The sequence below is a fragment of the Actinoallomurus vinaceus genome, assembly GCF_039542055.1.
Lineage (GTDB): Bacteria > Actinomycetota > Actinomycetes > Streptosporangiales > Streptosporangiaceae > Actinoallomurus > Actinoallomurus vinaceus.
Map to the genome: position 1 here is coordinate 717,655 of NZ_BAABHK010000002.1, position 24,883 is coordinate 742,537.

The 24,883-nt window shown below is 72.4% G+C and carries 22 protein-coding genes; 5 read left to right on the forward strand and 17 right to left on the reverse strand.

Features of this window, described 5'->3' with window-relative positions:
• Positions 1-72 precede the first annotated feature (72 nt).
• The gene (locus ABEA24_RS09115; protein WP_345430240.1) at positions 73-816 is read left to right on the forward strand and encodes a TetR/AcrR family transcriptional regulator; all 744 of its coding nucleotides are present in this window, start codon (positions 73-75) and stop codon (positions 814-816) included.
• A gap of 85 nt (positions 817-901) precedes the next feature.
• A complete protein-coding gene (locus ABEA24_RS09120) occupies positions 902-4,027 on the forward strand; it encodes a lysylphosphatidylglycerol synthase domain-containing protein (protein WP_345430241.1) in 3,126 nt (1,041 codons plus the stop codon).
• 13 nt (positions 4,028-4,040) lie between these two features.
• Here ABEA24_RS09120 and ABEA24_RS09125 read toward each other — a convergent pair whose 3' ends face one another.
• Positions 4,041-4,952 carry a LysR family transcriptional regulator gene (locus ABEA24_RS09125; protein WP_345430242.1) on the reverse strand — a complete coding sequence of 304 codons (912 nt, stop codon included), beginning with the start codon at positions 4,950-4,952 and terminating at the stop codon, positions 4,041-4,043.
• Between the two features lie 99 nt (positions 4,953-5,051).
• On the opposite strand from ABEA24_RS09125, the gene ABEA24_RS09130 reads away from it, so the two are divergent.
• Together ABEA24_RS09130 and ABEA24_RS09135 are read left to right on the forward strand one after the other, a co-directional pair.
• On the forward strand, positions 5,052-5,984 hold the full coding sequence (locus ABEA24_RS09130; protein WP_345430243.1) for a DMT family transporter: 933 nt from the start codon (positions 5,052-5,054) through the stop codon (positions 5,982-5,984).
• Positions 5,985-6,063: 79 nt separating this feature from the next.
• Positions 6,064-7,323, forward strand: coding sequence for an MFS transporter (locus ABEA24_RS09135; protein WP_345430244.1), 1,260 nt, complete (start codon positions 6,064-6,066; stop codon positions 7,321-7,323).
• Here the strand turns inward: ABEA24_RS09135 and ABEA24_RS09140 are convergent.
• From ABEA24_RS09140 to ABEA24_RS09175, 8 genes are all read right to left on the reverse strand, one after another.
• Entirely contained in the window at positions 7,292-8,293 is a 1,002-nt protein-coding gene (locus ABEA24_RS09140) for a glutathione S-transferase family protein (RefSeq protein ID WP_345430245.1), read from the reverse strand. The genes ABEA24_RS09135 and ABEA24_RS09140 overlap by 32 nt on opposite strands.
• Before the next feature lie 14 nt (positions 8,294-8,307).
• Positions 8,308-8,901 (reverse strand): MerR family transcriptional regulator, encoded by a 594-nt coding sequence (locus tag ABEA24_RS09145; protein ID WP_425551156.1) that lies wholly within the window; start codon positions 8,899-8,901, stop codon positions 8,308-8,310.
• Between the two features lie 465 nt (positions 8,902-9,366).
• Positions 9,367-9,837 (reverse strand): bifunctional nuclease family protein, encoded by a 471-nt coding sequence (locus ABEA24_RS09150; RefSeq protein WP_252781406.1) that lies wholly within the window; start codon positions 9,835-9,837, stop codon positions 9,367-9,369.
• 101 nt (positions 9,838-9,938) lie between these two features.
• On the reverse strand, positions 9,939-10,649 hold the full coding sequence (gene ftsR, locus ABEA24_RS09155) for a transcriptional regulator FtsR (protein ID WP_345430246.1): 711 nt from the start codon (positions 10,647-10,649) through the stop codon (positions 9,939-9,941).
• A 155-nt stretch (positions 10,650-10,804) separates the two neighbouring features.
• On the reverse strand, positions 10,805-11,371 hold the full coding sequence (locus tag ABEA24_RS09160) for a double zinc ribbon and FHA domain-containing protein (protein ID WP_345430247.1): 567 nt from the start codon (positions 11,369-11,371) through the stop codon (positions 10,805-10,807).
• A gap of 310 nt (positions 11,372-11,681) precedes the next feature.
• Positions 11,682-12,395 (reverse strand): DUF881 domain-containing protein, encoded by a 714-nt coding sequence (locus ABEA24_RS09165; protein WP_345430248.1) that lies wholly within the window; start codon positions 12,393-12,395, stop codon positions 11,682-11,684.
• Positions 12,392-12,724, reverse strand: coding sequence for a small basic family protein (locus ABEA24_RS09170; protein WP_345430249.1), 333 nt, complete (start codon positions 12,722-12,724; stop codon positions 12,392-12,394). The genes ABEA24_RS09165 and ABEA24_RS09170 overlap by 4 nt, the downstream gene beginning before the upstream one ends.
• Positions 12,721-13,569, reverse strand: a complete 849-nt coding sequence (locus tag ABEA24_RS09175; protein ID WP_345430250.1) for a DUF881 domain-containing protein — start codon at positions 13,567-13,569, stop codon at positions 12,721-12,723. Before ABEA24_RS09175 ends, ABEA24_RS09170 begins: the two co-directional genes overlap by 4 nt.
• A 383-nt stretch (positions 13,570-13,952) precedes the next feature.
• Here ABEA24_RS09175 and ABEA24_RS09180 point away from each other — a divergent pair, with 383 nt between their 5' ends.
• Positions 13,953-14,369, forward strand: coding sequence for a hypothetical protein (locus ABEA24_RS09180; protein WP_345430251.1), 417 nt, complete (start codon positions 13,953-13,955; stop codon positions 14,367-14,369).
• Between the two features lie 393 nt (positions 14,370-14,762).
• Here the strand turns inward: ABEA24_RS09180 and ABEA24_RS09185 are convergent, their stop codons facing one another.
• The 8 genes from ABEA24_RS09185 to ABEA24_RS09220 all read right to left on the reverse strand — a co-directional run bounded on the left by ABEA24_RS09185 (position 14,763) and on the right by ABEA24_RS09220 (position 24,865).
• Entirely contained in the window at positions 14,763-16,295 is a 1,533-nt protein-coding gene (locus ABEA24_RS09185) for an alpha/beta fold hydrolase (protein WP_345430252.1), read from the reverse strand.
• Positions 16,292-18,790, reverse strand: coding sequence for a sugar phosphate nucleotidyltransferase (locus tag ABEA24_RS09190; RefSeq protein WP_345430253.1), 2,499 nt, complete (start codon positions 18,788-18,790; stop codon positions 16,292-16,294). The genes ABEA24_RS09185 and ABEA24_RS09190 overlap by 4 nt, the downstream gene beginning before the upstream one ends.
• A 31-nt stretch (positions 18,791-18,821) precedes the next feature.
• Positions 18,822-19,415: a cardiolipin synthase ClsA gene (gene clsA, locus ABEA24_RS09195; protein WP_345430254.1), complete on the reverse strand. Its 594-nt coding sequence runs from the start codon at positions 19,413-19,415 to the stop codon at positions 18,822-18,824.
• Between the two features lie 378 nt (positions 19,416-19,793).
• Positions 19,794-19,979: a DUF397 domain-containing protein gene (locus ABEA24_RS09200; protein ID WP_345430255.1), complete on the reverse strand. Its 186-nt coding sequence runs from the start codon at positions 19,977-19,979 to the stop codon at positions 19,794-19,796.
• A gap of 178 nt (positions 19,980-20,157) precedes the next feature.
• Entirely contained in the window at positions 20,158-21,135 is a 978-nt protein-coding gene (locus ABEA24_RS09205) for an aldo/keto reductase (RefSeq protein WP_345430256.1), read from the reverse strand.
• Positions 21,136-21,144: 9 nt separating this feature from the next.
• A complete protein-coding gene (locus ABEA24_RS09210) occupies positions 21,145-21,366 on the reverse strand; it encodes a hypothetical protein (protein ID WP_345430258.1) in 222 nt (73 codons plus the stop codon).
• Between the two features lie 355 nt (positions 21,367-21,721).
• Positions 21,722-23,353, reverse strand: coding sequence for a beta-N-acetylhexosaminidase (locus ABEA24_RS09215; RefSeq protein ID WP_345430259.1), 1,632 nt, complete (start codon positions 23,351-23,353; stop codon positions 21,722-21,724).
• 234 nt (positions 23,354-23,587) lie between these two features.
• The gene (locus tag ABEA24_RS09220) at positions 23,588-24,865 is read right to left on the reverse strand and encodes an MFS transporter (protein ID WP_345430260.1); all 1,278 of its coding nucleotides are present in this window, start codon (positions 24,863-24,865) and stop codon (positions 23,588-23,590) included.
• Positions 24,866-24,883: the final 18 nt, after the last annotated feature.

Consider the following 24,883-nt stretch of genomic DNA (forward strand, 5'->3'; position numbering starts at 1 on the left):
CGTACGCGCTTCTGCGTACGCCGTACAAGCGCTGATACGATGTACGCACATTGACCTGCGGGAAGGGGCCTGATGACGGCGGAGGACGGCGACGGCGGCACGGCACCGGAAGCGCGCGTGACCATCTGGGAGCGCCTCGAACGCCCCGCCCGCGGTCCCCGGCCCGCGCTGACCCACGACCAGATCGCGCGCGCTGGGGTGGAGATCGCCGACGAGCAGGGGCTCGACGCGGTCTCGATGCGGCGGCTGGCCGAGCGCCTGGGCGTCGCGACCATGGCGTTGTACCGGTACGTCGCGAGCAAGGACGACGTGCTCGAGCTGATGATCGACGCGGTGGCGGCCGAGATCGAGATCCCTCGGGACACCGGCTGGCGGGAGCTCGCACGAGGCTTCGCCGGCGAGCTCCGCGCCGTCGGCCTGCGGCACCACTGGCTGACCGCGGCGCTCTCGCGCACGCCCCACGTGCTCACGCCGAATCTGGTCGAGCGCGTCGAAGACATGCTCCGCTCACTCGACGGGCTCGGTCTCGACGTCGACACGATGATGGCCGTGTTCGGCACCGTCAACGCCTTCGTACGCGGGGCGACGGCCGACGAGGTGCTCCAGCGGGAGGCCATGCGGAAGAGAGGCTGGGCATCGGAGGAGGAGGCGAGGATCGCCCACCTGCCGTACGTCCGGTGGCTGATCGGCACCGGCCGCTATCCGACGCTCACCCGCTACGTCATCGAGGGCTCCAATGAGGACGACTCGCAGTGGCAGTTCGAATTCGGCCTGGAATGCGTCCTGGACGGCATCGCGGCCCGGCTCGGGATCTGATTCGCGCCCCCGCCGAGGCGTCGATCGGGCGACACAACGGATACCTCCCGCACGTTCCCGGCGATGGGCTGGGAGGATTCACTCCGTGTCCGTGAACGAATCCCCCGGCCGGCGCCCCGGCCCCGACCCCGCCGTTCAGGGAAACCCTCCGCCACCGCCCGCCACCGAGACGGCCCCCGCGGAGGCCGCGGAGCCGTCTCGAGACCGCCCTGCGGCGGAGATCCCGGCGGCCCGGCCCACGGCGGAGGCGCCGGGCGCCGAGGCGGCCGCGGAGAGCCCGGGCGCCCGGACGCCCGCAGGCCCCTCGGACGAGCAGCAGGCCCCCGGAGACCAGGCCGAGGAACGGGCCGCAGGCGTCCCGGCCGAAGGGCCGACCTCGGGCGCCCGGGCGGAGCAGCAGGCCGCAGGCGACCCGGCGGACCTGCGGACCTCGGGTACCCCGACCGACCAGCAAGCCGCGGGGAACCCGGCGGACGGGCAGGCCGCTGGGATCCGGGTAGAACAGCAAGCCGTAGGGGACCCCGCAGACCAGCAAACCGAAGACAGACCAGCAGACCAGCAGACCGCCGGAGACCAGGCCGCGGGGCGGACTCCGGGTGTCCCGGCCGCCCAGCAGGCCGCAGCACACCCGGCGGACCGACAGACCTCGGGTCCCCCGGACGGACAGCAAGCCACAGGGGACCCAGCCGAAAAGCAGACCTCAGGCATCCCGGCAGACCAGCAAACCGCCGGAGACCGGGCCACGGGGCGGACCTCGGATGTCCCGGCCGAGCAGCAAGCCGCAGGGGACCCGGCCGACCAGCGGACCTCAGGCATCCTGGCCGACGGGCAGGCCGCTGGGGTCCGAGTCGACGAGCCGTCGCTGCCCCGGCGGATCCGGCGGCCGTCGGACGCCATCCGCTTCCTGCTGTCGGTGAGCGTCATCGCGCTCATCCTGCTGCTGGCCCACGTCGCCCGGCACACGACCAGCGGCCTGGCCTCCGACATCGCCAGCGGCACCGAGCGCGCGCCGCACCTGCTCCTCACCCTCGCCAACCTCGCCTCGGGGATCGGCGTCCTCGCCGTGCCGGTCGCCTTCGGCGTGGACCGCGTCATCCGGCGCAACGGCCTGCGGGTGGCGATCGGCGTCCTCGCCGCCGTGGTCGCCCTGGGCGTCTCCCTCACCCTCGACTCGTGGATCACCGCGGCGGGCATGCGCGACCTGGCGTGGTACCTGACGTGGAGGCGGCACGGCGGGTGGTTCCCCGGTCCGGCGCACATCGACATCACGCCCGTGATCGCCTACGTCACCGCCGTGGGGCTGGGCGGCCGCACCCGCTGGCAGCTCGTGACGTGGACCGTGATCGGCCTGGACGCCGTCGCCTCGCTGGCGACCGGCGCCATCACGCCGCTCGCGGTGCTGACCACGTACCTCATCGGGCGCGCCGTCGGCTACGCCACGCTGTACGCGGTGGGGTCGCCCAACATCCGGCCGCCCGGCGACGCCGTGGTGGCCGCGCTCCGGCGGGTCGGCCTCGCGCCGGTCCGCGCCGCGCGCGCCGACGACGGCCCCGAGGACACGCGTCGCTACACCGCGACGCTCGCCGACGGGCGGGCCCTCGACGTCACCGTGCTCGACCGCGACCAGCAGACGGCGGGACTGCTCTACCGCCTGTGGCGGCGGGCGCGGCTGCGGGGCGGGACTCCGCCGCGCACGATCCGGTCGCTGCGGCGCTCGCTGGAGCAGGAGTCGCTGATGGCCTACGCCACCACGGCGGCGGGCGCCTCGACCCCGCGGCTGCTGGCGACGTCGGAGGTGGGCAGTGAGGCCGCGCTGCTCGCCTACGAGCACGTCCCCGGCCGGCTCCTCGCCGACCTTCCCGACGAGGAGCTGACCGACGAACTGCTCACCGCGATCTGGGCCCAGCTGAAGCTCCTGCAGGACCGGCGCCTCGCCCATCGGCGGCTGGCCGGTGAGAGCGTCCTCGTCGACGAGGCCGGACGCCCGTACCTCGTCGACCTGCGGGCCGGGGAGACCGCCGCCGGTGACCTGGTCCTCCGCATCGACCTGGCGCAGCTGCTGACCGAGCTGGCCCTGCGCGTCGGCGCCGAGCGGGCCGTGCGCACCGCCGCCGACGTACTCGGCGCCGACGCCCTGGGCGCCGCCGTGCCACTGCTGCAGAACGTCGCGCTCGCCCGGTCGACGAGGAACGCGCTGCGCCGGGACCGGAAACTGCTGAGCCGGATCCGCGAACAGATCCGCGTCCTGCGGCCGGAGCTCGTGACGGCCGCCCAGCCGTTGCACCTCGACCGGTTCCGGCCGCGCACGCTCCTCAGCGTGATCGCCGGAACCGTCGGCGCGTACCTCCTCCTGTCGCAGCTGAGCAACGTCAACCTGCCGGACCTCGTGGCCCACGCCGACCTGCGCTGGTTCGCCGTCGGCGCGCTGGCCTCGGCGGTCAGCTATCTGGCGGCGGCCCTCATGCTGATCGGATTCGTGCCCGAACGGCTGCCGCTGGGCCGTACGGTCCTGGTGCAGCTCGTCGCGTCCTTCGTGAAGCTCGTGGCTCCCGCCGCGGTCGGCGGCATCGCCGTGAACACGCGCTATCTCCAGCGGGCGGGCGTGCCGGCCGGCCAGGCGGCCGCGAGCGTCGGGGCCTCGCAGCTGACGGGGATGGCCTTCCACATCACGATGCTGGCGCTGTTCGCGTACATCACGGGCAGTGACAACAGCCCGTCGCTCCCGCCGTCCCGGATCATCATCGTCTCGCTGCTCGCGGCGGCCGTGCTGGCGATCCTCGTGCTGTCGATCGGGCCCCTGCGCAGGCTCGTCGCCGCACGGATGCGTTCGATGTTCTCCGGAGTGCTCCCCCGCCTGCTCGACGTGCTGCAGTCGCCCAAGAAGCTCGCGACCGGCATGGGCGGCACCGTCCTGCTCACGGTGGCGTTCGTGCTGTGCCTGGACGCGTCGATCCGCGCGTTCGGCGGTTCGCTGAGCCTGACGACCGTCGCGGTGGTCTTCCTCACCGGCAACGCCCTCGGCTCGGCCGCGCCGACGCCGGGCGGGCTCGGCGCCGTGGAGGGCGCGCTCTCGCTGGGGCTCACCCTCGCCGGGCTGCCGGCCGGAACGGCGACCTCGGCGGTGCTGCTGTTCCGCCTGCACACGTTCTGGCTGCCGGTCCTGCCCGGCTGGGCATCGCTGTCCTATCTGCAGCGCAGAGAGGCGATCTGACCGTCCCCGGCGCTCACCCCGCCATGTCCGGTGCCGGGGACGTCGTCGCGTCCCTCAGTGCGGCGAGCAGGCCGTCGAGCGCGGGCAGGCCGAGCGCCGTCTCACGCACCGCCGCGTGGATCGCCCGGACGGGTTGCGGGCGGCGCACCTCGCGTACGATCACGGCGGGGTGGCGACCGGCCAGGCCCAGTGCGGGGATCAGGCTGACTCCGAGGCCGGCGGCGACGAACCCCTGGGCGGTGGCGTAGTCCTCGCTCTCCACCACGAAGTTCGGGCTGAAGCCGGCTGCCGCACAGCCGTCGAGCACGGGGTCCAGGCACGGCCCGGGCCGTTCGCTCGCGATCCACGGCTCGTCGGCCAGGTCGGCGAGGTCCAGGACCGGTTTGCCGGCGAGCCGGTGTCCTTGCGGGAGGACCGCGTGGAAGGGGTCGTCCAGCAGGTGGACCAGGTGAACGCCGTCGTGCGGCAGGTCGTGCGCCCGGACCACGATCGCCACGTCCGCCTCGCCCCGGGTCACCGCCGGCAGCGGGTCCTCGGGGTCCGTCATCTTCAGGTCGACCCGCACACCGGGGAGCTCCCGGCGGAACCGGGCCAGCGCCGGTGCCACCAGCGTCGCACCCGCCGTGGCGAAGTAGCGGATCGCCAGATGCCCCGTCCGCCCCGCCCGGAGGTCGGCCAGCGCCGTCTCCGCCTCGGCCACCTGCCTGCCGATGACGGCCGCGTGCTCGGTGAGCAACCGGCCCGCTGCCGTCGGCCGTACACCCCTGCCGACGCGCTCCAGCAGGGGGATGCCGGCCTGTTTCTCCAGCGCCGCCACCTGCTGGCTGACGGCGGACGGGGTGTATCCGAGATTCGCCGCCGCGGCGGTCACCGAACCGCTGGTGACGACCGCACGGAGGATCTGCATGCGCCGAACGTCAAGCATGTACAACAGCTTAAAGGTACATGCAGAACTCTTCACTTGTCCTTCCGGATCGGCTCCGGCACGGTGGTACGGCAACCATCGGGACCGGGGAGGCCGCAGGTGATCGACCGCAGACACGGATCTTTGGCGCGCATGGGCGTTCTCGCGCTGCTCTGGGGGTCGGGCTTCCTATGGATCAAGCTGGCGCTGAGCAATGGGCTGACCCCTCTTCAGATCACCTTCGCCCGCTCCGCGCTCGGATCGGCGGTGCTGTTCGCACTGGCCCGCTCCGCTCACCAGCGTCTCCCCCGGAACCGTACGACGTGGGGTCGCCTCGTCGTCGCGGCGTTCTTCTGCAACGCCCTGCCGTTCTTCCTGTTCGGTCTCGGGGAGAAGAGGATCGACTCGGGGCTCGCCGGCGTGCTGAACGCGACCACTCCCCTGTGGTCGCTGCTGATCGGGGTCGTCATCGGCACCGAGCGCGGGCTCCGTCCGATCCGCCTGGCCGGCCTCCTGCTCGGTTTCGCGGGCACACTGCTGATCTTCGCGCCCTGGCACGCGACCGGGCTCCTCAGCCTGCCCGCCCTCGCCCTCCTCGGGGCCGCGGCGAGCTACGCCGTCGCCTTCGCGTACATGGGACGCAGGCTGACGGGCACCGGCACCGCGCCCCTGGCGCTGTCCGCGGCCCAGCTCATGACCGCCACCGGGCTGAGCGCGCTCGCCCTGCCCATCGGCGCGCCGATGTCCGTGCACCCCAACGCGACCGCGCTGATCGCGGTCGTCATTCTCGGGATCTTCAGCACCGGGCTGACCTTCCACCTCAACTACCGGATCATCGCCGACGAAGGCGCGACCGCCGCCGCCACCGTCGGGTATCTGCTGCCGGTCGTGTCGGTGGCGCTCGGAACGATCGTGCTCGGCGAGCGGCTCGGCCTTCGCGTCATCGCCGGAATGGCGGTCGTGCTCGCCGGCGTCGCGCTGACCCGGCGGCACCGCCCGGCACCGTCGCCGGTCCCGGAGAGCCGGGCGACTCTCACCTCACCGACCTCGTGACAACGCGGCGGCCGGCGGTGCCGCCGGCCCAACTCACCGCGGACGACGGCGAACCCGACCACCTCCGGACGAGTAGACGATGCGACCCGACTCCCCTTGGCGGATCCGCGACTTCCGCACCCTGTTCACGGCCACCGGCCTCAGCCAGCTCGGCACCAACACCGGCTACGTCGCCCTCCCGCTCATCGCGGTCTCCGCGCTCAAGGCGGGACCCGGCCAGGTCGGCGCTCTGGCCACCCTGAGCACCGTCGCCTTCCTGCTCATCGGACTGCCCGCCGGCGCGTGGGTGGACCGGATGCGTCATCGGCGGGTGCTGATCGGCGCCGACCTCGTACGCGCGGCGCTGTTCGCCTCCGTCCCGCCGGCCGGCTGGCTCGGCGGCCTCACCCTCGGGCAGCTGTACGTGGTCGCCCTGCTGAACGGCTGTGCCACCGTCTTCTTCGACGTGGGATCGCAGAGCGTCCTGCCGCGGCTGGTCGGACGCGAGAGCCTCGTCCAGGCGAACGCCGCCGTCGTCAGCCTGATCGCCGCCGGGAACGTGGCCGGACGCGGCGCGGGGGGCGTGCTCGTCCAACTGCTCACGGCGCCCGTCGCCGTGGCGTTCACGGCGGCGAGCTACCTGGGCTCGGCGCTTCGCCTGGTCGCCATCGCCCCGACGCCGCCGTCCGCGGTCTCCCCTGAAACGCCGCGCATGCTGCGGGCCCAGATCGCCGAAGGACTGCGGCACGTGCTCCGCAACGGCGAACTGCGGGCCCTGGCCCTCACGGCGACATTGACGAACCTCGGCTCTCAGATCGTCAACACGATGCTGCCGGTGCTGTTCGTCGGCCGGCTCGGCCTGTCGCCGGCGGCGCTGGGGCTGTTCTGGGCGGCGGGCGGCGCCGGTCTCCTTCTGGGATCCCGCTGCGCACGGCCGATCGCCGCCCGCCTGGGGCACGGCCGTGCCCTGGGCGTCGTCGGACCGTGCCTGGCCCCTGCCGGGCTGCTGGTCCCGCTCGTCGACCATGGCCTGTGGCTCTGGGTGGCCGGGGCCGGGTGGCTGCTCGTCATGGCCAAGACGGGCGCGGACAACGTGCTCGGCGTCAGCCTGCGTCAGCGGTTGACGCCCGATTCCCTGCTCGGCCGCATGAACGCGACGTTCCGCTTCATGCTCACCGGCGCGCTCGCGGTCGGGTCCGCCGTCTCGGGTGCGCTCGGCGAGCTGACCACGGTCCGCACCACGCTGTGGGTGGGCGGCGTCGTGCTGTCCGTGGCGTTCCTCCCGGTCTTCCTCTCGCCGGTCCGGACGCGCCGTGAACTGCCCGTCGTCACGCCAGGTCGGGAACCCGTTCGGTCGTAGGCACGGGGCCGGGCGGAGTCCCGTCGCCGAACGGCCGGCCGCCGAGCGACTCGCGGCCGTGCGGGGTCGTCCAGCCGCGCAGATCCGGGCCGAGCGGCACGATCCGAGTCGGGTTGATCTCGTGGTGGACGTAGTAGTAGTGCCGCTTGATGTGGTCGAAGTCGACCGTGTCCCCGAAGCCCGGCGTCTGGAACAGGTCACGGGCGTACGCCCACAGCACCGGCATCTCGGTCAGCTTGCTGCGGTTGCACTTAAAGTGGCCGTGGTAGACGGCGTCAAACCGTACGAGCGTGACGAACAGCCGGATGTCGGCCTCGGTGATCGAGTCGCCGACGAGGTAGCGCCGGTGTTCGAGGCGTTCGGACAGCGCGTCGAGCCGGTCGAACAGGCGGCGGAACCTCTGTTCGTACGCCTCCTGGTCCCGGGTGAACCCGGTCATGTACACGCCGTTGTTCACGTCGCGGAAGACGTCCTCGTTGACGGCGTCGATCTCGTCCCGGAGCCGCTCCGGGTACAGGTCCGGCGCACCGGGCCGCTGCTGTGCGGTCCACTCGGTGGACAGGTCGAGCGTGATCTGGTGGTAGTCGTTGGTCACCAGCCGTCCGCTGGGCACGTCGACGATCGCCGGGACGCTCACCCCGCCGTCATAGCCCGGCTCGGCCTTCTGGTACGCCTCGGACAGGAAGCGGATGCCGAGGACCGGGTCACGGTCGTCCGGGTCGAGGGTGAACCGCCAGCTGCGCTCGTCCTGGATCGGGTCGGTGATCGCCATCGAGATCACCTCTTCCAGGCCCAGCAGCCGCCGTACGATCACGGCGCGGCTCGCCCAGGGGCAGGCACGGCTCACCACCAGGCGGTACCTCCCGGGCTCGACCGGCCAGGGTGAGGATCCGTCGGCGGTGATGCGGTCGGTGAAGTGACTTGGCGACCGCTTGAACTCCTTGTCGTCCTTCTGCTGCGTGACGCTCAATCTTCAGGCCGTCCTCAACCGGTCTTGCGGACTCTTCGGCGGCGGGCCAGCTCGTCGTGCGGGCTGTCGCCGCCCGCGTGCGCGCGCTCGGCGGGCATCTCGGCGAGGCTGCCCTCGACCTCCTGCCACACCCGGCCCAACGCTATCCCGAACACCCCCTGGCCCCCCTGCACGAGGTCGACGACCTCGTCGGGAGACGTGCATTCATAGACGCTCACGCCGTCGCTCATCAAGGTGATCTGCGCCAGGTCGTGGACCCCGCGGTCGCGCAGGTGCTCCACCGCCGTACGGATCTGCTGCAAGGAGACGCCGGTGTCGAGCAAGCGCTTCACGACCTTCAGCACCAGGATGTCGCGGAAGCTGTAGAGGCGCTGGGAGCCCGAGCCCTGGGCGGAGCGCACGCTGGGCACCACGAGCTCCGTGCGCGCCCAGTAGTCGAGCTGGCGGTAGCTGATGCCCGCCGCGGCGCATGCCGTTGGACCGCGAAACCCGACGTCGTCGGGCAGGGGTGACACGCTCCCGCCGAACAGGAGCCCCTGCTCCCCGGCGCGTTGAGACGCATCGTGCCTATCGCGGGCCGCCTTGCCCTCGCCGCTGCTTGCCGCCACGCGGACCTCCGGCTCTATCATCCCGCAGCGATCCACCAAGGGGGTTTGACGGAATTACGCCGCAGGTGTTCAAGCAGCACGGTAGGTCGCGGCCCCTGCAGGGTCAACGTTCGCGGTCGGCGCGTCGCAGCCAACACAAACTGTTACGACTTCTACTAAACCCCGCAATCGGCGTTAACGGCGGCACCTACCCACGTTGTGACGCTCTTCCGGGCACAGAAGTTCCCGGGAAGCGAGGAGGAACTTTTCCCCGGGGATTACGATCCTGCTACCGAGAGGAGTCGTGGCGGCGCATGCTCGGTACGCGCCGGGAGGCACCCCGGGACGGCCGTCGGCCTCGGGCTTGAGGGCACCACTCAGATGCCCAGGACGGGGCGTGGAGCCCTGGCTCCGCCGGTCGCCCGGGACGAGTCGTGGCCGGTAGGCGCCTGGGACGGGTGGTGGTGTTGGGCCTGTGGCCGCCGCTCAGGTGGCGCGGCCGAAGTCCTCCGGAGAGATCGTGTCGAGAAACTCCCGGAACTTCTCGACCTCGTCCTCCTGCTCGTCGGGAATCGCCACACCCGCCTCGTCGAGGACGTCCTCACTGGCGAAGATCGACGCGCCGGTCCGCAGGGCCAGGGCGATCGAATCGGAGGGTCGGGCGCTCACCTCGGCGCCGTTCGAGAACACCAGATCGGCGAAGAAGATGCCCTCCCGCAGCGCCGTGATGTTCACCGTGCGCAACTGGACGTCGAAGGCCTCGAGGACGTCGCGGAAGAGATCATGGGTGAGCGGACGCGCCGGCAGCACGCCCTGCTGGGCGAAGGCGATCGCGGTCGCCTCCACCGCGCCGATCCAGATCGGCAGGTATCGGTCGCCGTCCGTCTCCTTCAGCAGGACGATCGGCTGGTTGGAGGGCATCTCGACCCGTACGCCGACGACCTCCATCTGCTTCACAGCGGCTCCCTGCTGAAGACGGCTACCCGAAACCCTTGTAGCCAACGTACACCCCAGTCACGCCGAGCCGGGGAGCGGAGGACAGGTCGAAGTCGCGATCTCTACGGATCGAGGCCTTCCCGCAACCCCATCGAGACCAGGGCGGCGTGCAACTTCAGCGACAGCGCCGCGATCTCCCGGGCGGTCTCGGCGGCCCGGTCGCGTGCGCCCGGGCTGCGCTGGCGCATGGTGGGCGCCACGGCCGCCTCGATCAGGCCGATCTCGCGCTCCGCGGCGGCCTTCACCGCCCGCAGGTGACGCGCCTCGAACCCGAACGACCGCAGTGCCGCCGCCGCGCGGGCGATCGTGAGCGCGTCCCGGTCGTAGTGGCTCCCCGCCCGGCGGATCAGCCCGAACTCCTCGAGCTCGGCGAGGGCGTCGCCGTCGATCCCCGCCGCGTCGGCGAGCTGCCGGCGGGTCAGGCGCACCTCGGCGTTCTCATCGGCGACGCTGTCGGTCGCGACGAGGCCCCGCGGCGCCCGGCGGCGGCCGCCGAGCGGAGGCGGGTCCAGGCCGCGGTCTACCGCGTCCAGGTGCTCCTTGATGACGCGCAGCGGCAGGTAGTGGTCGCGCTGAGCGGCCAGGATGAACCGCAGCCGCTCGGCGTCGGCCGGGACGAACTTGCGGTAGCCCGACGGACTGCGCTCGGGCTCGATCAGCCCCTCCGCCTCGAGGAACCGGATCTTCGAGACGGTGATGTCGGGGAACTCGGCGGACAAAAGTCCGAGCACCTCCCCGATCGTCATGTACGCACGGGCCGCGGACGTGCTCATTCCTACCCCCGGTCCGACGGCGCGCGCAGCCGCGCGCCGTCTCGCGGCACCCGCGGGCCCCCGTGGCGCCCGTCGCGCTCGCCGCTCACCGCATCCTCGGGCGCGCGGCCCCCGCGCGCCCCTTCAGAATCGGCCACACCGCGCCTCCGGCTTCGTCACGGCCCTCCCGCCGGCCGGCCATCGCCCCTTCCGTCGGCGACGTACTGCGGGTTGGTGAGGAACACCAGCCGGAACTTGCCGATCTGGACCTCGTCCCCGCCGGACAGGCCCGCCTCGTCGATCCGCTCGCGGTTGACGTAGGTGCCGTTCAGGCTGCCCACGTCGCGCACGGAGAACTGCGACCCGCGGCGGTAGAACTCGGCGTGGCGGCGGGACACGGTGACGTCGTCGAGGAAGATGTCGCTCTCCGGGTGACGCCCCGCGGTGGTCCGGTCGCTGTCGAGCAGGAACCTGCTCCCGGCGTTCGGTCCCCGCTTCACGACGAGCAGGGCGGTGTCCGGCGGGAGCGCCTCGACCGCCATCTGGTCGGCGGACAGCTCATCGCCGCCCGGCTCCACGTCGGGAATCGCGCCGAGCGAGATCGTCGACGTCGAGTCTCCCGGCTCGCCCGGCATCGGTGGCGGCGGCGCCGCGCTACGGGTGAGTGGAGTTCCGCACTGCGAGCAGAATCGGGCATCCTCCGGGTTGGCGTGACCACACTGCGTGCAGTAGACGCTCGGCATTGATCGGCTCGGCCTCCTACCTATGGCCTCGGGTGTGCCTCTGGCACCGTACGGCACGGAAGTCGAGCACTGACGGCACCATCGGCACCGTACCTCCGGTCAGCCCCAGCACACGATCCCCCCTTCAAGCACCGTCGGCAATGGCGCTTTCGTTCCCTCGTCCGCCATCACGACGGTTGCCGCAACCTACGCGGCATTGACCGAGGGGTCAACCATGACAAGAGTCCTGTCCCCTCAAGCTACCTTCGACAGTGATCGTCGGTCCACGCCGCCGCGCGGGGAAGCCCCGGCGCGCGGCCCCGACCGCGGTCTACGGCGACCGTATCGCACGGATGACGATCCTCTGCTCCTGGGCAACGGACCCCCGCGCGCCGGAGTTCCGAAGCGTCTGCAGAACCCCGCCCGGGATGCCGAGCGCGGTGACGAGCGTGTGCGGGTCGCCGATGACGAGGAACCGGTACGGCCGCGTCAGGATCCGCCCGTCGGCGACGACGCCGCCGGAGGCCGCGTCGGCGAAATAGGTACTGACGCCGACGCGCACGTCGTCGACCTGGATCACCTCGGCCCCGGCGTCGCGCAGTTCCTCCAGCGCGTCGAGGAGGTCCTCGGCCCGCAGGCGACCGCGCGGGTCGTCGATGGTGAACTGGATACCGGGACCGGCCGCGGGCAGGGTGCCGGCCAGCATGCCGTACGTCGCGGCGCGCCGCCGGGCGTCCTCGACCGCCGTCTGGCCCTGCGTGTCGCGCTCGAGCCCGGACTTGGTGTTCTCCAGATCCCGGATGTCGCCCCGCAGCCGCTCCGAACGCTGGGACAGGTCCCCCAGGATCCCGACGAGCTCGTCCTGCCGGGCGGTCGCGAACTTCGTGGTCCGGTCGTTGGAGCGCACCTCGGCCGTCACGGCGAACCCCAGGACCGCGCACAGCACCCCGATGAGCAGCCGTCCCCGGTCGAACCGGCGAGGCCGCCGCGCGGGGCCCGCGTCCGTCTCCGGCCCGTGCACCGGGCTCTCCTCCGGCTCGGTCATGCCTGGAAGAGCTTGCGGCGGATGGCGGCGACGTTGGAGAAGATCCGGATGCCGAGGACGACCACGACGCCGGTGGACAGCTGCGACCCCACGCCCAGCTGATCGCCGAAGAAGACGATGAGCACGGCGATGATCGTGTTGCTGAGGAAGGAGACGACGAAGACCTTCTCGTCGAAGATCCCGTCGAGGCGGGCGCGCAGGCCCCCGAACATGGCGTCGAGCGCGGCCACGATCGCGATCGGCAGGTACGGCTGCAGCCACAACGGCACGTCGGGATGGAAGAACAGGCCAAGGGCGATCCCGGCCAGGAGGCCGACCAGAGCGATCACTTCGGCGGCACCTCCCCCGCGTAGCGGAGACTGGGGGCCGGTGCGGCGGGAAGTCGCACGCTGTCCTCCTGGCGGATGTCGAAGCGGATGCCGAACGCGGCTTTGAGAGTACGGAACGATCGGGCGGCCGGTGAACCGGCGAACGTCCCGTCCATCCGGCGCGGATCGCCGAGGGCGGTCACGGTGTAGGGCCGGGACAGCGGCCGGTAGTCGACCAGGATGGCATCGCCGGCGAAGCGGATCGCGGTGGTGGCGGTCATCCGCTGCCCGTTGACCGCGATGGCGGTCGCCCCGGCGGCCCAGAGTGCGTTGACGAGCCGCTGCATGTCCTGGTCGGTCACGCGCCCGTCCTGCGGGTCCCCCCGGGGGTGCGAGTCGTCCAGGACGACCGTCAGCCCCGCTCCGCGAGCCGGGGCGTCCGCCGCGTCCGCGGCCAGCCGGTCCATCTCCTGGCGCGCGGTACGCCCGGCGGCGCTGCGGGCCAGGACGGTCCGGCGAAGGCGGTCGGTCTGGCCCCGCATCCGGTCGGCCTGCCGCTGCAGCGCCTCGCCCTCCTCGGTCCGCTGCCGGATCTGGGTGAGCAGCGCCCTGCGCTGCCGCTGCGCGACGGGTTCCCCACGATGTACCTCGACGACGGCGACGGCCCCGAGCAGACCGAGGACGAGGGTGCCGGCGAGCAGCCGCGCCGACCGGCCCGTGCGGCTGCTCCGGTCGCCGCCGGCGGCCCGCCGGGCGGCGGCCTCCTCGTAGCCGGGATCGAGCCCCTTTCCGGCGAGCAGGTCGGCGAGCAGCGACATCGAGGCGTCGGGCCGGTTCCAGCGCGCCCCCTCTCCCCGTTCACTCATCCGGATATTCTCCCAAGCCCGCAGCACCGGCCGGACCCGAGCGAGCCCGCCGCCGCGAGCGGAGCGGGCGGCCGGGGGACGAGACCGCCCACGAAAAGAGTGACAAGGGCGAGCGCGCAACAGCGGCGCGAGCCCCGCCCGCAACGAGCGAAGCGAGTGGAAGGGCGAGCGAGCGGAGGGGGCGGCCGAACAGTGTCCTTCGGCGCGCCTCCGGCACGGCGGAGGCCGCCCGCGAAGCCAGTGAGAAGGACGAGCGGTCGGGACCGGCACGAACGCCCTATCCGATCGACGGGGCTTTCACAGACAACTCTTAGGAAGCGTGCACGGCCTTCCCAGAAACGCACGGTGGACTTGGTTCCATGCGCAGCAGGGGACATGGGGGAATGACGGGGGAACACGCGGACGTGGTCCCGCTCATGCGGCTGCCGATCAGTGGCTGGACGGTCCGGGTCGGCCGGGCCGCCGCCGATCGCGCCGCTCTGGAGGTGTACGAGGGGCGCCGGCTGACGGACGTCTGCGTCGCCACGCCGGTGTCGGTGTCGATCCTCCGCGGCGCCTGGCGCAATCCCCGGGGAGGCCCCGGATGGGCACTGGCCTGGGGTCAACTGCCCGCCGGGGTGTCGGCGGTGACGGCGGAGTTCACCGGGTCGGGCCGCACGCCGGTCATCAGCCGCGTGCCCGCCGTGATCATCGAACGCACGTACTGGGTGGCGGAGGCGTCCGGGGACTTCGCCGGCGTCACCGTGCACGCCGGGCCCGCGCTGATCTCCGGCCGGCTCCGCCGCGTCCGCGGCCGCTGACAGATCGCCGCCGAGCCCGCGACTCCACCGCACACCTGACCGCCGACGGGCCGGCACCTCGATCACGCCGCCGAGGCGTCGTGCCTTCCCGTACGCACGACCGCTGACGGGCCGACATCCCGATCACACCGCCGAGCCGGCGTGCGTACGCACGACCACGGGCGGGCCAGCACCCCGATCGCACGGCCGAGCCGACGGCTCCACCGCACACACGACCGCGGACGGCCGGCACCCTGATCACGCTGCCGAGCCGGCATGTCTCCCATACGCAGGACCGCCGACAGACCGGCACCCCGATCACACCGCCGAGCCCGCGTTCTCTTCCGTACGCACGACCCCGGCGGGCCGGCACCCCCGATCAGGCCGCCGGGGCCATGCGCTCAGGCGGTGCCGTCAGGGGACTCGGCGGGCGGCGAGGACCTCGACGGCCCGGGCGACCTGTGAGGGCGCAGAGATCAGCGTCAGGTGTCGGGCGCCGGGGATCAGCGTCGGATCGGGGGCGCCGATCCGGCGCGCGGTCTGAGCCGCGGAGTCCTTGGCGAACACGGCGTCCTGGGCTCCGTACACCACCGCCTTGGGCACGCCGACCGACCGGAGCAGCGTGAGCCGGTCCTCGGTCAGGCCGGGAACGCCGTACCGCAGCATGCCCCAGATCCCGGACTCGGCGCCGGTCACCTGGAAGGGCCTGCGCCACCGGTCCACCCCTGCCGCGTCCAGCCGGGGGCAGCCCGGACCACACTGCGCGGAGTAGATCGTGCGGATCAGCCAGTCGGAGCGCACGACCAGGCGCAGGATGGTGGTCCGATAGGGCGGGACGACCACGTAGCGGGCGGCGGTCGGCGGCCCGGCGCCGGTGCTGAGGGCGTCGCCGTCGAGGAACATCAGCCCGCCGGTGCGGTCCGGTGCGCGCAGCGCGGCCTCCGCGATCGCCGCCGCGCCGGACGAGTGGCCGACCAGCACGGGCCGCCGCAGGTTCAGCGCGTCGAGGAAGGCCAGCAGCTGCCGTGTCTGATGATCGAGGTTGTACGGGCCGCGCCGGGACGTGTATCCGGACCCGTTGAGGTCGAGGGCGTACACGCGGTGGTCGCGGGCGAGGAGGTCGGCGACCGGCTCCCAGGTGTCGGCGGACTCGGCGGCCCCGTGCACGAGGACGACCGGCGACCCTCCGGTGCCCCAGACGCGATACCGGGTCATCAGATCGCCCGTCCGTACGTAGGTCAGCCCGGCCGGGACCCGGGCGCGGCCGGCGGTGGCGGCGTTGAAGACGACCGAGAAGAGCGTCACGCCGACGGCGAGGACCAGCGCGGTCAGCCCCAGCCGCCGCGCCCATCGCCGCCACCACGGGCGCCGTGGCCGGGACGGCGGGGCTCCGGCGCGCTCCCCGGGGTCCGCCTGAACGGGTACGGCCTCCGCCGGGTCGTCGGATCCGGTCGGAGCGTCGGCGTCCGCAGGCGCGCCGGGACCCGCCTCGTCGACACGCACCCCGCCGGGAACGCCGGCCCCGCCGTCGACATCCGCACCCGCACCGTCAACACTCGCTCCGCCAGGAACGCCGGCCCCGCCATCAGCGTCCACACGCGCGCCGTCGGCACTCGCTCCGCCGGGGAGGCCGGTCCGTCCGTCGACGTCCGCGCGGGCGCCGGAATCCGCCTCGTCGGCACGCACCCCGCCGGGAAGGCCGGACCCGCCGCCGACATCCGCAACCGCGCCGTCGACACTCGCTCCGCTGGGAAGGCCGGACCCGCCGTCGACATCCGCAACCGCGCCGTCGACACTCGCTCCGCTGGGAAGGCCGGTCCGGCCGTTGACGTCCGCGCGGGCGCCGGGATCCGCCGCGTCGGCACGCATCCCGCCGGGGACGCCCGTACGGCCGTCGGTTTCTGGACGGGGCCCGCTCGGGGTCCCGCCGGTGTTCTGGTCGATCATGAGCCGGCGGCCTCCACGACGCCGGCCCAGCTCTCCAGGAGCGCCTGGGCGGAGTCGCGGTCGGTGCCCTCGGCCCACAGGTGGGTGACCGCCTCGGCCGGGTCGGGTAGCACGAGCACCCAGCCGGCGTCGTCCTCGACGACGCGGACGCCGTCGGTGGTGTCGATGGTGCGGTCGCCGGCCGCCTCGACGACGTGCCGCATGACGCTGCCCTTGGCCGCCCAGGGGGTGGGCACCGACCGCTTGAGCAGGTGCGCCTCGGGGATCCGCTGGTCGATCTGGGAGAGGGTCAGGCGCGTGCGCGCCACCAGGCCGAGGAGTCGCATGAACGCCGCGATGCCGTCGACCGTGGGGCTGAACTCGGGGATCACGAAGCCGCCTCGGCCGTCGCCGGCGAAGATGATGTCGTCGGCGGTGGTGGCCTTGGTCAGCACGTCCTGGGAGGTGGAGGTCCACTCGACCTGCACGCCGTGGAAGCGGCACACCTGCTCGGCGACCCGCGTCGTCGTGACCGGCAGGGCGACCCGGCCGCCGCGCCGCTCGGCCGCGACGAGGTCGAGGACCACGAGCAGCCCGCGGTCGTCGCTGATCAGCTCGCCGTTCTCGTTGACGAGGCTGACGCGCTCGCCGACGGTGTCGAAGCGGACGCCGAACGCCGCCCGTGAGGAGGACACGAGGTCGCCCAGGCGCTGCAGGTCGCGCATGCGCTCGGCGAGGGTCTCGGTGGGCGAGACCTCGTCGAGGCGGTTGTTGACGGTGAGGACCTCGACTCCGACGCGGCCGAGCAGCTGCGGCAGGACGAGGGAGGCGGTGCCGCCGGCGCAGTCGATGACGATCTTCAGCTCGGCCTCGCGGACGCCGCGCGTGTCGATGCAGCGGAAGAGGTCCCGGGCGTAGGTCTCGAAGACGCGGGGCGGGTAGGTCAGCTCGGCGATCTCGCCGGGGAACGCCCGCCGGTACTCCTGCCGGCTGAAGACGCGTTCCAGTTTGCGCTGGGCGGACTGGGAGAGGTCCGCGCCGTTCTCGTCGAGGAAGAGGATGTCGACGCCCTGGGGGTCGCCCGGCGTCGTACGGATCACGATGCCGCCCGAGCAGTCCTCCCGGGCGGTCTCGTAGCGGGCCACGGGGACCGGGCAGGCCTCGAGGTCCTGGACGTTGATCGCGCTGGAGGTCAGCGCGCTCTGCACGGCGCGCTTGAGCGTACGGGCGGCCCGGGAGGCGTCGCGGGACGCGGTGACGCCCGTCCCCTTCTTGAGGGTCGTGGCGTACGCGCTGGCCAGCCGCACCGCGAGCTCGGGCGTGATCTCGACGTTGACCAGCCCGGACACGCCTCGGGGCCCGAACAGGGTGCGCTGGCCGCGGGACTCCCAGATGACGCTCGTGTTGACGACCGCGCCCGCCTCGATCGTCTTGAACGGGTAGACCTTGACCTCGCTGGAGATGTACGCCTCGGCCTCGATCACGCACTCGTCGCCGATGATCGCGCCCTCCTCGACGCGGGCGGCGGCCATGATGTCGGTGTTCTTGCCCACGACGCAGCCGCGCAGGTTGGTGCGCGGTCCGACGAAGACGTTGTCGTGGACGATGGCGCGGTGCAGGAAGGCGCCCTCCTTGACGACGACGTTGCTGCCGAGGACGGTGAACTCCCGCAGCTCCGCGCCGGCCTCGACCTTGGCGTAGTCGCCGATGTACAGCGGGCCCTTGAGGATCGCCTCGGGGTCGACCTCCGCGCCCTCGCCGACCCAGACGCCCGGTGACATCTCGAACCCGTCCAGTTCGACCTGGATCTTGCCGGACAGCATGTCGGCCTGGGACTTGAGGTAGCTCTCGTGGGTGCCGACGTCCTCCCAGTAGCCGTCGGCGACGTAGCCGTACAGCGGAGCGCCCTCGGCGAGCAGCTTGGGGAAGACGTCGCCGGACCAGTCAACGGACTCGCCCGCCGCGACGTGGTCGAGGACCTCGGGCTCCATGACGTAGATGCCGGTGTTGACGGTGTCGGAGAACACCTGCCCCCACGTCGGCTTCTCCAGGAACCGCTGGATGCGGCCGTCGTCGTCCACGATGATGATGCCGAACTCCAGCGGGTTGGGCACACGCTTGAGGCCGATGGTGACGAGCGCGCCGTTCTCCCGGTGGAAGCGCACCATCTCGGTCAGGTCGATGTCGGTGAGCGCGTCGCCGGAGATGACGAGGAAACGGTCGTCGCGCAGTGCGTCCTGGGCGTTCTTGACGCTGCCGGCGGTGCCGAGGGGCATCTCCTCGGTCGCGTAGCTCAGCGCCATGCCGATCTCCTCGCCGTCGCCGAAGTAGTTGCGGACGAGCGCGGCGAGGAACTGGACGGTGACGACGGTCTCGGTGAAGCCGTGCCGTTTGAGCAGGCGCAGCACGTGTTCCATGATCGGTTTGTTGACCACCGGCAGAAGCGGCTTTGGCTGGTTGGCGGTCATCGGACGTAGGCGGGTACCTTCGCCGCCTGCCATCACCACGGCCTTCAATGGAGCCACTCCTTCACGATGGGTGCGCCGATCATGGTCGGGGTTCCGCTCCCTTCAGCTCGCCGGGCCTGCGGTCGGCCAGCACCAGCCGGCGGACCTGGACGGTGTAGAGGACAGCGGCCCACCAGTACAGACCCGTTCCCCAGATCGCGAACGCCCAGCCGAGGACCTTCGCGAAGGTCGCAACGGTCCCCGAATGCGCGCCCAGGAAGAGCAGCGGGAAGGCGTAGAGCAGGCAGAGCGTCGCCGTCTTGCCCACGAAGTGCACCGGGAGCGCGGCGTAGTCGTGCCGCCGGAGGATCCCGAGGGGCACGGCCATGTACACCTCACGGGCGACCAGCAGGAGCGCCACCCAGAGAGGGACGACGTCCCGGACGACGAGCCCGATGAGCGTCGCGAAGATGTAGAGCCGGTCGGCCGCCGGGTCGAGGAGTGTGCCGAGCTCGCTGGTCTGGTCCAGCATGCGCGCCAGCTTGCCGTCGAGCCAGTCGGACAGCCCCGCGAAGACGAGGATGCCGAGCGCCCACCAGTCCTCCTTGACGAGGACCAGCCACAAGAAGACGGGAACGCCGATCAGACGCGCGAAACTCAATGCGTTCGGCCACGTCCACAGACGGTCGTTCAAACGCCCACCTCCCGCTCCCCCACGCTGGTCATGACCTTACCTGTCGGTACCGCCGTGCGGCGTCGCCGGTCCGCCCCCACGGCGAGAGGTCGCCGCCGACGGGCAGCCCAGGCCGGGCGCATGATCGGCGGATTCGCCGACGAACGGGCGAATCGTGCCCTGGAGATCGACTCGTCCGGGTCCGGCCATCGGCGAGGCGAGGGTGGCCGCGCCCCCGGACGGCGTGTTATGCCGAGATCACCCGGTCCGGGGCACGGCGGGACGCAGGCGCGCCATCGCTCCGGCTGGAGCGTTCCGAGCCGCCCGTGTCGTTCTCCCCGCCGTACGCGCGGCCGGCTTCCCGCCGTCCCCGCGGCCAGGCGGTCCTCGCCCGGACGCTCAGGCCGGGCCGTGGCGCTCGGTGGGCGGGCCGCCCTCCGGCGGTCTCGACGTCGCTGCTCCCGACGTGGTGGGTGTGGGCGGCAAGGCCCACGTGAGCTCCACGCAGCAGCCGCTGGGATTGCTGTACCGGCTCTTGCGCCAGCCGTGGTCCGGCGATGGGACGCCCTTGTCTGTCCGCCGCATGTGACCCCCTCTGGGGCACCGCCGCGCCGATCGGCCCTTGGAACGGCCCGCGGATCGACGCGCTGATCCGCCGGGGCACGGCCGGCACCCTCATGTGATCGGCATCATATCTCGGCATGTGCATTGTGCACATGCCGAGAAATTCGCGGTCACGGAAGATCCGGCCCCGGCACGGGTGTCACCAGCGGTGGTGGACCTGCGGGCGGATCCGGTCGTCGTACACGTCGCGGATGGCGTCGAGCGTCGCCTCGGGCAGCGGCGGCAGATCGGCGGCGGCCGCGTTGGCGCGGACCTGCTCGGCGTTGCGGGCGCCGGGGATCACCGTGCTGACGCCGGGCTGCTGGATGATCCACCGCAGCGCGATCTGGGCCGGGACGGCGCCCGGCGCGGCGAGCGCGGCGAACTCCCGCGCCGCCTCCACCCCGGTGTCGAAGTCCACCCCCGAGAACGTCTCACCGACGTCGAACGCCTCGCCTCGCCGGTTGAACGTCCGATGGTCGGCCGGGCCGAACTCGGTGTCGTGGCGGTAGCGCCCGGACAGCAGACCGGACGCCAGCGGCACCCGGGCGATGATGCCCACGCCGGCCTCGGCGGCGGCGGGCAGGACCCGCTCGAGGGGCTTCTGCCGGAAGGCGTTGAGGATGATCTGGACGCTCGCCGTGCCCGGGCGGGCGATCGCGGTCAGCGCCTCGTCGCACGTCTCGACGCTGACCCCGTACGCGGCGACACGCCCCTCGTCGACGAGGGTGTCCAGGGCGTCGAAGACCTCGTCGCGGGAGTACACCGGCGTCGGCGGGCAGTGCAGCTGGACTAGGTCGAGCGTCTCGACGCCGAGGTTGGCCCGAGACCGGTCGGTCCAGGCGCGGAAGTTGTCCAGGGTGTACTCCGCCGGATCGAGCGGCGCGCGACGCCCCATCTTCGTCGCGACGAACAGCCCTGGGTGTGCGCGCAGGAAGCGGCCGATGATCTGCTCGCTGCGACCGTCACCGTAGACGTCGGCGGTGTCGAGGAACGTGACCCCGGACTCCACCGCCGCCTCGAGGACGGCGACCGCGTCCTTCTCCTCCACCTGACCCCAGTCGGCGCCCAGCTGCCAGGTGCCCAGCCCTACGACCGACACGCGCCGGCCGATCCTGTCAATGAGACGTTCCTCCATGACAGGCCATTATCGGGTGCGCTGCTCCCCGCGCCGCCCCCGCGCCCCGCGCAGTTCCCACTCCTCGTCCGGCATCCGCTCCCGGCGCAGTCGCTGGACGGCGATCAGCATGGGATCGTCGGCGGGACGCTCGCCGGCCAGCCATTCGGCGAACTCCGCCAGTTCCTCGTCGGTGAGTTCGGTCATTGGCCTGCCGATCCAGGCCGCCGCCCGTCCGGTCCTGTCGGTCACGTCGGCCCTCCCCGTTAATGGGGCGCTGGACGCCGGTGTCTCGTCACCCACGGCGTCCAGCGCCCTTATCACCGGCCCCGGATGCGCGAGAGGCCGGTCTGTGGAGAGGCTGGATCTACTGGGGCGGATCGACGCGCCTCTCCATCTCTGGTCCCGGCGCGGCGGGCTGGGCGGTGCGATTCATTTTGGGAAGATCCTCGTAGGATCGGCACACCCGCCTACTACCGGAACATTCCGAAACTAACGCCCCAGGTGAGCGCAGGGGAAGAAGTCTTTACTTTACGGAAAATCACAACTCCTGTCTGATTTCGGTCGTGAATGATGACCCGGCCGGACTGTCCGGATACCGGGCCGTTCAGGACGTGGGCCAGGGCACCTGGGGCGAGGGGTAGTAGGCGCGGCCGAGCGCCGCCCATCGCGGCCCCTGCGCGGCGAGGCGCAGCCGGAAGTCGTTCCACGACCGCCCACGCTGCGGCGTCCAGCCGATCTCGGCGATGGCGGGCAGGCGCGGCAGCGTCATGTAGTCGATGTCGTGGTCGGTGACGATGGTCTCCGTCCACAGGGGCGCCTCGACCCCGGCCACGTCCTTGTCCGTCACCCCGTCGATGAGCGTTCCCGGGTCCCACGCGTACGCGTCGCGGACCTCGACGAGGCCGGCCCAGTCCTGGCCGAGCGGGGTGCTCGCGGTGTACTTCATGTCGAGGTACGCGTGGTCGGCGGGCGACATGACGAGCCGGGCGCCCTGGCGTACGGCGGCGCGGGCGGTCGCGGTGCCCTCCTCGGAGCCCTTGGCCGGCTGCCAGTACTGCGCGATCGATCCGCGCGGGACGGTGGCGGCCCCGATATCGGCCCACCCGGTCAGCGTCTTGCCGTGCCGCCGCACGATCTCCTCGACCCGCCGCAGGTACTCGGCGTAGTCCGCCGGCTTGGTGCTCATCGCCTCGTCGCCGCCGATGTGGAGGTACGGACCGGGGGTGAGCTTCGCGAGCCGCCCGAGGACGTCGTCGAGGAACTCGTACGTCACGGGCTTGCCGATGCACAGGGAGCTGAAGCCGACGTCCGTGCCGGTGTACAGCGGCGGGGCGTGGCCGTCGCAGTTCAGCTCCGCGTACGAGGCGAGCGCCGCGTTGGTGTGGCCGGGCCCGTCGACCTCGGGCACGACCGTCATGTAGCGCTCGGCGGCGTACCGGACGATCTCGGCGAAGTCGCGCTCCGTGTAGAAGCCACCGGGGCCGCCCCCGACGGCGGTGCTGCCGCCGTACGACGCGAGGCGCGGCCGGTCGGGGATCGCGATGCGCCAGCCCTGGTCGTCGGTGAGGTGCAGGTGGAGCATGTTGATCTTGTAGAGGGCGGCGGTGTCGATGTAGCGCTCGACCTGCCGCACCGTGAAGAAGTGCCGGGCCACGTCGAGCATCGTGCCGCGCCAGGCGAAGCGCGGTGCGTCCTCGATCTCGACGCCGGGCGCGCCCCACGGCCCCGGCCGTACGGTGGTGGACTCGACCGCGGGCGGCAGCAGCTGACGCAGCGTCTGCACGCCGCGGAACAGCCCGGCCGGCGTCCCGGAGGACAGCCGCACCGAGTCGCGGCGCACGCTCAGCCGGTAGGCCTCACCGCCTCCCCCGCCGGTGACGGACAGCGCGATGGAGCCCGTGGTAGCGCCGGTACGCGAGATCGGCACGGGGTAGCCGGTGGAGCGGCGCAGGATCCCGGCGAGGTAGGTCCCGGCGTGGTCCGCCCCGGGCCGTACGAGGATCCGCGTGCGCCGGGTGAGCGTGAACGACACGCCGGGGAGCGTGCGAAGGGACGCCGGCGCGGGGACGACGTGCGGCGCGGCGACGGCGGGACTCGCCGTGGGGAGCGGTACGGCGGCGACGGCGGGCGCGCCCGGCACGACGGCCAGGGCGGCGGCCGCCGCCGAGGCCGCCAGAACCCTGGGGAGCCGGGGCCGACGCGGCGCACGCGACGGCACGGTGGGGACGGATGTCAAGGTCGACCTCCGGTGGGAATCGGCGGCCGCACGGGCCGCGGCCGGTCACGCCCGCTCCCGGCACGGGAGGCCGGGGACCCCGACGAGCATTAGTTAAGAAGCTTTCCTTACCCGGAGGCTAGGAAAGACGGGCACTCACCGTCAAGACCCCTGGAGCCGAGCCGGCACTGAGGCGGCCATTGAAAGACCCGGAGCCGAGGCTCAGTCGGCCACGCAAGACCGTGGAGCCGGGACTCAGGCGGCCACGTGGGCTTCCGCGCCGTCCTCCGCCGCCGGGGCGGGCGACGAGGCGTTCGCGCGGACCCGGTGCCAGGCCACCGCGAGCGGCGTCCCGACGACGAGACTCGCGACGCCCGTGACGGCGATCGCGGACGCCGCGCCGACGTGGTCGGCGAGAGCGCCGCCGAGCAGGACCCCGATCCCCTGGATTGCGCTGATCGCCGAGCCCGCCAGGCCGACGGCCTGACCGCGCTGTCGATCGGGCGTGGCGCGCACGAACTCCGCCTGCGCGACCATCTGGTAGGAAAGGGCCACGCCGGACAGCGCCCAGAGCGCCACCGAGAGGATGGAGCCCGGACGCAGGGCGCAGACGATGAACGGGACGCCCGCGAGCGCGGCGAGCGGCCCCATCGCCCTGACCTGGGTCTCCTTGCGCAGCATCCGGCCGATCAGCAGCATGCCGAGCACGTTTCCGGCGGGGATGGCGGCGAGCAGGAGCCCGATCAGCCGCGCCGGCATGCCGATCTGGGCCGCGTACGGGACGGCGATCCCCTCAGGGATCACCAGGAAGCCGGCCAGCAGCGCGATCGCGAGCACGGATCGCAGCTGTGGCGAGCCGACGATCACCCGCAGTCCCTCCCCCGCGCCGATCGGGCGGCGCACGGACGCCCCGGCCGCCGCGGCGGGGCGTCGCCGCACGCCCGCCCACACGATCAGGGCACAGCACAGGAATGTCGCCGCGTTGACCGCGAGCGCCGGATAGGGGCCGATCGCCGCCACGACCACCGCGCCGCCGGCGAACCCGGCCAGCACGGTGACCTGATAGGTGAGCTGGTTGGCCGCCACGCCGAGGGAGAAGACCTCCTCCGGCAGCACGTCGTGGATGAGTGCCGTACGCGCCGCCCGTTCCGGCGGCTCCAGCAGCTGCATGGCGAACACGAGGGCGCACAGCACGGCGAAGGGCACCATCGGCAGGGCCATCGCCACGCCGAGGGCGGCGCGAACGAGGTTGCACACGGCGATGAGCCCGCGCCGGGGGTAGCGGTCGGCCAGCCCGCCCAGCAGCGGGCCGCCCACCAGTGCCGGCAGCGTCGTGAGCGTGTACGTCAGCGCGGTGAGGAACGGTGAACCGCTGCGGTCGAAGACCAGGAGCGCCAGCGCCACCCGGGCCAGCTGATCCCCGGCCCTGGAGACCAGGCCGGAGATCCACAGCGCCCGATATTCGCCGGAGCGGAACAGGTCGGCGAAGGTCGCCGGGCGATCCGTGCGCGCCGCCGTCGTTCCGGCGGTCATCTCACCTCCGCCGAAGGT